Annotated in this window: 9 protein-coding genes and 1 tRNA gene; 6 read left to right on the top strand and 4 right to left on the bottom strand. The window is 73.7% G+C overall.

Annotated features, from left to right (window positions below; translation table 11 throughout):
* Positions 1 to 151: 151 nt before the first annotated feature.
* Positions 152 to 868 carry an SDR family NAD(P)-dependent oxidoreductase gene (locus OOT08_RS13215; RefSeq protein WP_325093218.1) on the top strand — a complete coding sequence of 239 codons (717 nt, stop codon included), beginning with the start codon at positions 152 to 154 and terminating at the stop codon, positions 866 to 868.
* 72 nt (positions 869 to 940) lie between these two features.
* Complete coding sequence (locus tag OOT08_RS13210; RefSeq protein WP_325093216.1) at positions 941 to 1,642, top strand: hypothetical protein; 702 nt, start codon at positions 941 to 943, stop codon at positions 1,640 to 1,642.
* A gap of 108 nt (positions 1,643 to 1,750) precedes the next feature.
* Here OOT08_RS13210 and OOT08_RS13205 read toward each other — a convergent pair whose 3' ends face one another.
* Positions 1,751 to 2,668 (bottom strand): hypothetical protein, encoded by a 918-nt coding sequence (locus OOT08_RS13205; protein WP_325093215.1) that lies wholly within the window; start codon positions 2,666 to 2,668, stop codon positions 1,751 to 1,753.
* A gap of 230 nt (positions 2,669 to 2,898) precedes the next feature.
* On the opposite strand from OOT08_RS13205, the gene OOT08_RS13200 reads away from it, so the two are divergent.
* Together OOT08_RS13200 and OOT08_RS13195 are read left to right on the top strand one after the other, a co-directional pair.
* Complete coding sequence (locus OOT08_RS13200; RefSeq protein ID WP_325093214.1) at positions 2,899 to 4,425, top strand: carboxylesterase/lipase family protein; 1,527 nt, start codon at positions 2,899 to 2,901, stop codon at positions 4,423 to 4,425.
* A complete protein-coding gene (locus tag OOT08_RS13195) occupies positions 4,422 to 5,411 on the top strand; it encodes a sigma-70 family RNA polymerase sigma factor (protein WP_325093213.1) in 990 nt (329 codons plus the stop codon). Before OOT08_RS13200 ends, OOT08_RS13195 begins: the two co-directional genes overlap by 4 nt.
* Here the strand turns inward: OOT08_RS13195 and OOT08_RS13190 are convergent.
* Both OOT08_RS13190 and OOT08_RS13185 read right to left on the bottom strand, forming a co-directional pair.
* Entirely contained in the window at positions 5,323 to 5,826 is a 504-nt protein-coding gene (locus OOT08_RS13190) for a carboxymuconolactone decarboxylase family protein (protein WP_325093212.1), read from the bottom strand. The two genes, OOT08_RS13195 and OOT08_RS13190, sit on opposite strands and share 89 nt — an antisense overlap.
* A gap of 109 nt (positions 5,827 to 5,935) precedes the next feature.
* A complete protein-coding gene (locus OOT08_RS13185) occupies positions 5,936 to 6,841 on the bottom strand; it encodes an NmrA family NAD(P)-binding protein (protein ID WP_325093211.1) in 906 nt (301 codons plus the stop codon).
* A gap of 9 nt (positions 6,842 to 6,850) precedes the next feature.
* Between OOT08_RS13185 and OOT08_RS13180 the strand changes: the two genes are divergently transcribed.
* Positions 6,851 to 7,225 carry a winged helix-turn-helix transcriptional regulator gene (locus tag OOT08_RS13180; RefSeq protein WP_325093209.1) on the top strand — a complete coding sequence of 125 codons (375 nt, stop codon included), beginning with the start codon at positions 6,851 to 6,853 and terminating at the stop codon, positions 7,223 to 7,225.
* A 1-nt stretch (position 7,226) separates the two neighbouring features.
* Here OOT08_RS13180 and OOT08_RS13175 read toward each other — a convergent pair.
* Positions 7,227 to 7,296 (bottom strand) — tRNA-Cys (locus OOT08_RS13175).
* Positions 7,297 to 7,468: 172 nt separating this feature from the next.
* Here OOT08_RS13175 and OOT08_RS13170 point away from each other — a divergent pair.
* The coding region (locus tag OOT08_RS13170; protein ID WP_325093208.1) for an Ada metal-binding domain-containing protein at positions 7,469 to 7,714 on the top strand (246 nt) is incomplete at its 3' end.

Below are 7,714 nucleotides of genomic sequence, written 5' to 3'. Positions count from 1 at the left end.
TCACGGGGATCTCCCGAGTTCCCGGCCCGCCCAGCCCGTAGCGTGAGGCACAGGAGCGTCAGGCACAGGAGCGTCAGGCAAAAGGGATCGCGTCACCGCACCCGAGCCCCCAGAGCTTTCCAGAGCCTTCCAGAACAGCCAAGGAGCCAGCATGCGGATCGTCATTGTCGGAGCGAGCACCGGGCTCGGCCGTGCCTTTCTCGATGGGCTCGGCGACCCGGGCGATGAGCTCGTCGGGGTCTCCCGCGGGGTTCCGGACCCGCTGCCGGCCCGAGCCGGGATCACGACCCGCTGGATCAGCGCCGACCTCGCGGACCCTCCGCTCGCCGCCGAGTCCCTGGCCACGGAGCTGCCCGGGGCGATCGACGTGCTCGTGATGAACGTGGGGCTCTGGGAGCCCGCGGCGTTCACGGCCGACTACGACTTTCTTGCGGACGATCCGGCGCAGCTCGCCCGGATGGTGGACGTGAACATCACCGCGACGGCCATCGTTCTCCAGCGGCTGCTCCCCCGCGTGCTCGCCGCGCCGCGCCCCCAGGTCGTCCTCACCGGGTCGACGTCCGCCCTGCCCGGGAACGGGCGGCCCGAGGTGGTCTTCGGCGCGAGTAAGCACGCGCTGACCGGCATCGCGGAGGCGCTGCGCGAGGGGGCCAGGGACGAGCGCCTCGCGGTCACGGTGCTCCACCTTGGCGACCTCAACACCGAGGACCCGCTCGCGACGCCCCGGGAGGATGCCGCCGCCCGCGGGGCGGGCGCGCTCATCCCGGTGCACGACGTGGTGACCATGACGCGCGCCCTGCTCTCGCTGTCCCCGGCCAGCTACGTGCGCAGCCTCGTCCTCCCGGCGGTCGCAGACCCGCGTTTCTGAGCCGCGGGCAGGAACCACCCGGCAGGGACCCCCGCGTCCGCCGACTGACGCGGGATCGGGCATGATGGAGGGATGAGCACGAACCGTCTCGAAGCCCCGGCGCCGACGCCGCAGTCCCTCGCCCTGCGGGAAAGCACCCGCGAACGCCTCGTGAGCGCGGCCCGGGCCCGACTCGCCTCCGGCGAGGAGGCCACCCCGCGCCTCGTCGAGGAGCTGTGCCGAGACACCGGGGTGCGCCCGGCGTCCTTCCGGGCCCTCTTCCCGGGCCCCGAGGGGCTGCTGGACGCGGTCAACGACCAGCTCGTCGAGGAGTGCGCGAGTCGCTTGCGCCTCGCGGTGACCGACTTCGTGCCGACCCCCGGCGCCTCGGGCGAGGCCGCCCTCGTCGAGGCCGCCGCCGCGATGGGCGCCGCGCGCCCCCTCGACCGGAGCAGCCTGGTCATCCGGCAGACCCGACGCAGCCAGGCCCTGCGCCTCGGCGTCGGCAGCGCGGGCGCGGCCCAGGCCGAACGCCGCTTTGTGGGCGCCCTCAGCGACGCCTTCGAATCGCTCTTCGCCGCCCAGGGCCGTCGCTTCAGCTGGCCGCCCGTGCTCGCGGTCCGGATCATCCTGGACACTTACGAGCGCTCCTTCGAGGCCTGGCTCCTCGACGGCAACGCCGAGGGCGACTTCGTCAACGCCCCCTACATCTCCCGGAGCCTGCCCGATCTGCTCGCGCGGCTGAGCGAGCCCGCCGGCCCCGCTGCGCCGGCGGAGCCCAAGCTCGCCGAGTAGCCCGAGCCCGCCTCGGCTCCGCCCAGAGACAGCGACGCGGGCGCGAGAGCACCCGGAGGTGGTCCCGCGCCCGCGTCGGCAGAGCTGCTGCGTTCCGGAGCCGCTCGGCTAGGGAGCTTCGGTCTCCGTGGGAGCCTCGTCCTCGGCCGGGGCGTCCTCGGTGTTCTGGTCTTCGGGCGTCACGTCGACGGCCGCGGCCTGCTCGTCGGGCAGGGTGTCCAGCAGCGCCAGGTCGAATCCGCACTGCTCCATCTCCTGCTTGAGCTGCTTCGTGAGTCGGTCCTTGCCCGCCTCGTGCGCGGCGGCGACGGGGCCGGAGAAGATCTGGCCGTCCTTCGACTCCAGGTTCACGGCCTTCGCGGTCTCGCAGAGGTGGAAGACCTTGCCCGACTTCGTCCAGGTCACCTTGTCTTCGCCGGTCAGGTGGACGACGGTCGCCTGCTCGTTTGCGTACTGCTCGACCGACGGCGGCGTGTAATCCGCGGCGAGCAGGCCCACCGCGATCATCACGGCGATCGCGATGCCGCCCGCGATGCCCTTCTGCTTGCCGTCCATGTTCTTGTTCAGGAACACGAGGATGATCAGCGGCAGGAAGGCGACGATCGTCATGATCGCGCCGAGCTGGTTCTGCACGAAGAAGCGCACCTTGTCGCGCTCCGAGGCCGGGTCGAGGCGGTTCGCCTTCTTCCAGAGCTGGGCCGCAATCAGGGCCAACGCGCCAATGACCACGATGAGGCCGATGAGCAGCCACATGTTGACGGTGATCTGCTTCAGCACCCAGAAGATCGCGAAGGCCTCGCCCGCGATCGCCAGCGCCCAGAGAATCCAGGAGATCAGCCGGAGCTTCCCGGCCTGCGCCTTCGCTTCCGGGGTCGGCGTCCAGGCCGGGTCCACCCGCTCCCGCTTCGGTGCCTTCGATGCGGTTGGCGCACCACTCGCGGTGCCGGCGCCCCCCGCCGAGTTCTGGGTGGTCTTCGCGGAGGGTGCCTCCACGTTGACAACCTTCTTCTTCGGCTGCTCTGCCACGGTGTTTCCTTTCGGCTCAGTTCGCCTCTGAGCATAACGGACCCCCGGCCCGGGCCGCGGAAATCCGCCGCAGCCGATCCGGCGCCCCGGGTGCGCGGGGTGGTGCGTCCGCCGAGCGGCGCGGCGAGGGTCGCGCGGCCTGCTCGCCAATGCGGGCGCACCGGGCGGGCCAAGTGCTACGATCCCAATCACTCGGACCCGCCTGGGGACGCTTGCTGTGAGGGGGACCCATGACCGTCGACCGAGAATCGCACCCGGGCCGATACGCGGGCGCGTCCTCCCCCGAGCCAGCCGGCACCCACGTCGAAACCACGATCACCGCCGGGACCGTGGTCGGGGTCGCCCAGCACGGCGTGGCCCGCTTCCTCGGCATCCCCTACGCGGCGGCCCCGGTCGGCGCGCACCGCTTCCGGGACCCAGCCCCGGCCCCCGAGTGGGCCGAGCCTCGCGACGCCCGCCGTCCGGGCCCCACCGCCCCGCAGACGCCCTACCCCGGTGCCCTCGGTGAGGTCCTGCCCTCCGTCGAGATCCCGGGCGAGGAATTCCTGAACGCGAACGTCTGGGCTCCCGCCCGGCCGACCGCGAACGGGCACCCCGTGGTCTTCTGGGTGCACGGCGGGGCCTTCAGCCGGGGGTCCAACGCGCTCGGGGTGTACGACGGCGAGGCCTTCGCCCGCGACGGGGTGGTGCTCATCGCGGTGAACTACCGGCTCGGAGCCGAGGGCTTCAGCGTCCTGGACGGGGTCCCCCGCAACCTCGGCCTGCGGGACCTGCGCTTCGCGCTGGACTGGGCGATCCGGGAGGCCCCGGCCTTCGGGGGCGACCCCACCCGAATCACGCTCATGGGCGAGTCCGCCGGGGGCACCGCCGTCGCGGCGCTCCTCGCGATGCCGGGCGTCGCCGAACGGGTAGCCGGGGCGATCATCCAGTCCGGGCCGCTGGAGGCCCTGCCCGCCGAGCGGGCCGGGCGAATCACCCGCGCCCAGGCCAAACACCTGGGCGTGCCAGCGACCGCTGCGGCCTTCGCCGAGCAGACCCCGGCGCAGCTCCTCGAGGCGCACAGCGCGGTCAGCGCGGGGAGCAACCCGGTCCTCGGCGGCCCCGGGTTCGGCCTCGTGCTCGATCCCGAGACGGTTCCCGTGTCGCCCGCCGAATCGTTGCCCGGGCTCGCGGATCGGGTGCCCCTGCTCATCGGCACGACCGAGGAGGAATACCGGCTCTGGTTCGTCCCGGGCGGGCTCATCACTCGCCTGACCCGCCTGCACCTCTTCCTCGCGCGCCGGAAGGTCGGGGTCTCCGCGAACGCGGTCCGCCTCTTCCACGCGCACCGACCCGGGGCGAGCGCCGGGGAACTGCTCGGCGCGATCGCCACCGATGTGTTGCTCCGGGTCCCCGCGCTCCGCCTGGCCGAGCGGCGTCGGGCGGCGGGAGCCCGCAGCTTCCTCTTCGAGTTCGGCTGGAAGACCCCCGTGCAGCACCTGGGCGCGGCGCACTCGCTCGAGCTGGGCTTCGTCTTCGATACCCTGGCCGCCCCGGACGTGCGCGCGATGACGGGGGAATTCGCCCCGCAAGCGCTCGCGGACGAGATGCACGCCGCTTGGGTGGCCTTCGCGGCAAGCGGCGACCCGGGCTGGCCCGCGTGGAGCGAACGCCACCCGGTCCGAGTCTTCGGCGGCGCCGGGGAGGGGCTCGCGAGCGACCTGCGCGGGGACGAGGCCCGAGCGATCGCCCCGGATCTGTCCCTCCCCGCCCGGTGAGGGACGCGAGCGAGGCGGCCACCGCCGAGGCGGTCCTGGCGGCAGAGCGGGAGCGGCTCGTCCGCGTCGCCTACCGGATGCTGGGCTCCCTGAGCGACGCCGAGGACGTCGTGCAGGGGGTGTCGGTGGAGTTCCTGCGCGCCCCCGAGCCCGAGAACCCGGAGGGCTGGCTGACCACCGTCACCGTGCGGCGCGCGATCGACGCCCTCCGCGTCCGGCAGCGGGAGCAGAGCTACCGGGGCCCCTGGCTCCCCGAGCCGCTCCTCGCGGATCGGGCACCGGGCCACGCGCAGCGGGGGCATGGCGATCCCGCGGCGCTCGCGGAGCGCCTGGACACCCTGAGCACCGGCTTCCTCGTGCTCGCCGAGACGCTGACGCCGCCGCAGCGGGCCGTGGTCGTGCTGCGCTCGCTGGAGCACAGCCACGCCGAGATCGCGGAGGCGCTCGGCATCAGCGTCGCGGCGTCCCGGCAGCTGGACCGCCGGGCGCGGGCTCGGCTGGCCGAGCGCGAGCCGGTCGGGGAGCCCGGCGACGCAGCCGCCGAGCGCACGCTCCTGACCGCGTTTCTTTCCGCGGCCCGGGACGGCGACGTGGCCGGGCTGACCGCCCTGCTGCACGCGGAGGTCATCGCCTTCAACGACGGCGGCGGACGGACCCGGGCCGCGCGCCGCCCGCTCCTGGGACCGGACCGGGTGGCGCGGTTCGCCGCGGGGGTCTCGGGACTGCACGACAGCCAGGCCGCGCGGCCCGTCTGGGCGAACGGCCGCCCCGCCGCGGTCGTCACCCTCTCGGGGGTCGCGCACCTCGTCACGGTCGAGGTGCGCGATGGACGCATCGCCCGAATCACGGATCTGAGCGACCCCGGGAAGCTGGGCGGGCTCCCCGAGGCCGGGCCGATTAACCGGCCAGGGACTCCCGCGCGACGCCGTCCCGCTCCGGAGTCGGCCCACCCGGGCGGAGACGGCTCGCGACCCCGATCCGGTTGAGCAGCGCCATCGTGCCAGCGGCGAGCACCACGTTCGCCACCTCCGCGTCGCTCAGGTGCTCGCGCGCCTCCGCCCAGCTCGGGTCGGCGATGCCCAGCCGGTCGGGGGCGGTCTCCGGGTCGGCGCCCGGGGCCGTCAGCTCCTCGGCGATGCGGAGCGCGGCCCGCTCCCGCGGGGAGAACCAGGCGCTCTCGCGCCACGCCTGAACCGCGTTGATGACGCGCCACGGCAGCCCGAGCGCCTCGAGCCCGCCGCTGTGCAGGTCGATGCAGTACGCGCAGCCGTTCATCTGCGACACCCGCAGGAACACGAGGTCCACGAGGACGGGGTCCAGCGCCTCCCGGACCGTGGCTTCGAGCGCCTGCACGGCGCGGTACCCCTCGGGGGCGTGAACGGGGATGCTGAGACGGGACACGGGTACTCCTGACGTTGGGTCGCCCCCGCCGGAGCCCGGCGGGGTGAGCGCGATGGCACTCACCCCATTGTCGAGCGGGGCCGCCGAAACGTGACCGCGGCGCGAATCCTCACCCGCGGGCGGCGCCGTCCCCGGCCTCGTCGGGGGCCGGGGTGACCGCCGTGACCGCGCGAAGCCAGGACACGAGGTCGCTCGGGGCGACCCCGAGTCGGGCCTCGGCTCCGGTCGCCGGGTCGAAGGTGAAGTCCGGCTCGACCGAGAGGGCCGAATACAGCCCCGCGACGCCCGCCGCCGGACCCTCGCCGAGCAGCGGGGCGATCTGCCGCCCAAACTCCTCCGGGGTGACCGGCTCAAAGACCACGGCCCGCCCCAGGGCCGCGGCGAAGGCGTCCGCCAGCTCCGGACCGGTCACGGGCGGCACCGCCCCCACCCCGAGGACCCCGGTCACGCTGGGGTCCCCGAGGAGCGCCACGATCACCTCGGCAACATCGCGGTGCGAGGCCCAGGACACGGCGAAGTCGGGGCGTACCGGGTAGCGCAGCGCGCCCGCCTCGCGGACGCCCGCCTGCACGTGCGGCAGGAGCAGGTTCTCCAGAAACAACCGCGGCGCGACGACCGCCGTGGGGATGCCGGAGGCGGTCGCCCCGGCAATCAGGGTGGCCAGTGCCGACTCGGGAGCCACCTGCAACGCGGTGCCGGGGGCATCCACGATCGCCCCGCTCGTCGAGATGACCACGCGCCCCGGGCGGGCCGACGTGAGCGCCGCGATCACGGCGTGAGCCAGCTCAAGCCGGGTGTCTTCTGCGCCGAGGGGCAGGTGCACGAACACGGCGTCGGCCCCGCGGTAGGCCGCGGTCAGCTGCTCGGCCGAGCTCGCATCGACGGCGAGGCTCCGCGCCCCGGGGATCGGCGCACCGCCGCGGCTCAGGGCGACGGGGGTGTGGCCGCGCGCGATCAGCGCGGCGAGGACGGGGGCTCCTTGGGCGCCGGTGGCGCCGTGAATTACAGAGGTCATACCTCAATAGTGCTGCCAACGCACCAGTTACATCAACTGCACTTTTGGGATATTCTGAACCTCATGACCTCCGACCTTCCCGAGTGCGGCGTTGCCCGCTTTCTCGCCCTGCTTGAGGGCCCCTGGGCCACGCTGATCGTGCGCGAACTCCTCCGGGGGCCGCTGCGCTTCGGCGAACTGCGCGAGGCCCTCCCCGGGATCAGCCCGCACACGCTGACGAGCCGACTCCGACAGTTCGCCGCGCACGGGCTCGTGATCCGGACCGCCTACGCCGAGGTCCCCCCGCGAGTGGAGTACGAGTTGACCCCGCTCGGGCGCGAACTGCGCACCGTGTTGGACGCGATGAGCACCTGGGCGCTGGCCGTCCCGACGGAGCGTTCCTAAGAGGTGGAGGCGGGATTCGAACCTGCGTACACGACCTTGCGGGCCGCGACCTTCCAATCGGTCACTCCACCGAGGCAGGAGCCAGGCTCCCGCTCGTTCCCGCCCAGCCTATCGAGAAGAGGCCGGCGGCGCTGGTTCGCGCGGCAGTCCTGCGGCGAGCGCCCGCGTCCTCGGCGACGGGGACGGCACCGTCAGGTCCGATTCTCGCCAGCGACCGGGCGCATGAGCGCGCACAATAGAGGAGTGACCCAGACGATCCCCGCCCCAGAGCTCCAGGATGACCGCGCCGCCGACGGGCTCCCCGCCGCGGGCGCCCCGGGCCAGGGGGTGCCCGCGCTCGGCCTGGATTTCGCGGCCTGCTACCGAACGATCGCGGGGCGCGAGACGCGCTGGGATGGTCGGCTCTACCTGGGGGTCGCCAGCACCGGCATCTACTGCCGGCCCTCGTGCCCGGCCCGGAAGCCGCTCCCGCAGAACTGCCGCTTCTTC

It is taken from the genome of Leucobacter sp. M11 (assembly GCF_035726885.1).
Lineage (GTDB): Bacteria > Actinomycetota > Actinomycetes > Actinomycetales > Microbacteriaceae > JAPFRB01.
Note: the sequence above shows the minus strand (reverse complement) of the source record. Positions and strands in the feature narration are given on the sequence as shown.

Bases quoted from the DNA above. Each gene is read 5' to 3' on its own strand.
- OOT08_RS13200 (WP_325093214.1), top strand. From the start codon at position 2,899: ATGACCGTCGACCGAGAATCGCACCCGGGCCGATACGCGGGCGCGTCC.
- OOT08_RS13185 (WP_325093211.1), bottom strand. From the start codon at position 6,841: ATGACCTCTGTAATTCACGGCGCCACCGGCGCCCAAGGAGCCCCCGTC.
- OOT08_RS13210 (WP_325093216.1), top strand. From the start codon at position 941: ATGAGCACGAACCGTCTCGAAGCCCCGGCGCCGACGCCGCAGTCCCTC.
- OOT08_RS13215 (WP_325093218.1), top strand. From the start codon at position 152: ATGCGGATCGTCATTGTCGGAGCGAGCACCGGGCTCGGCCGTGCCTTT.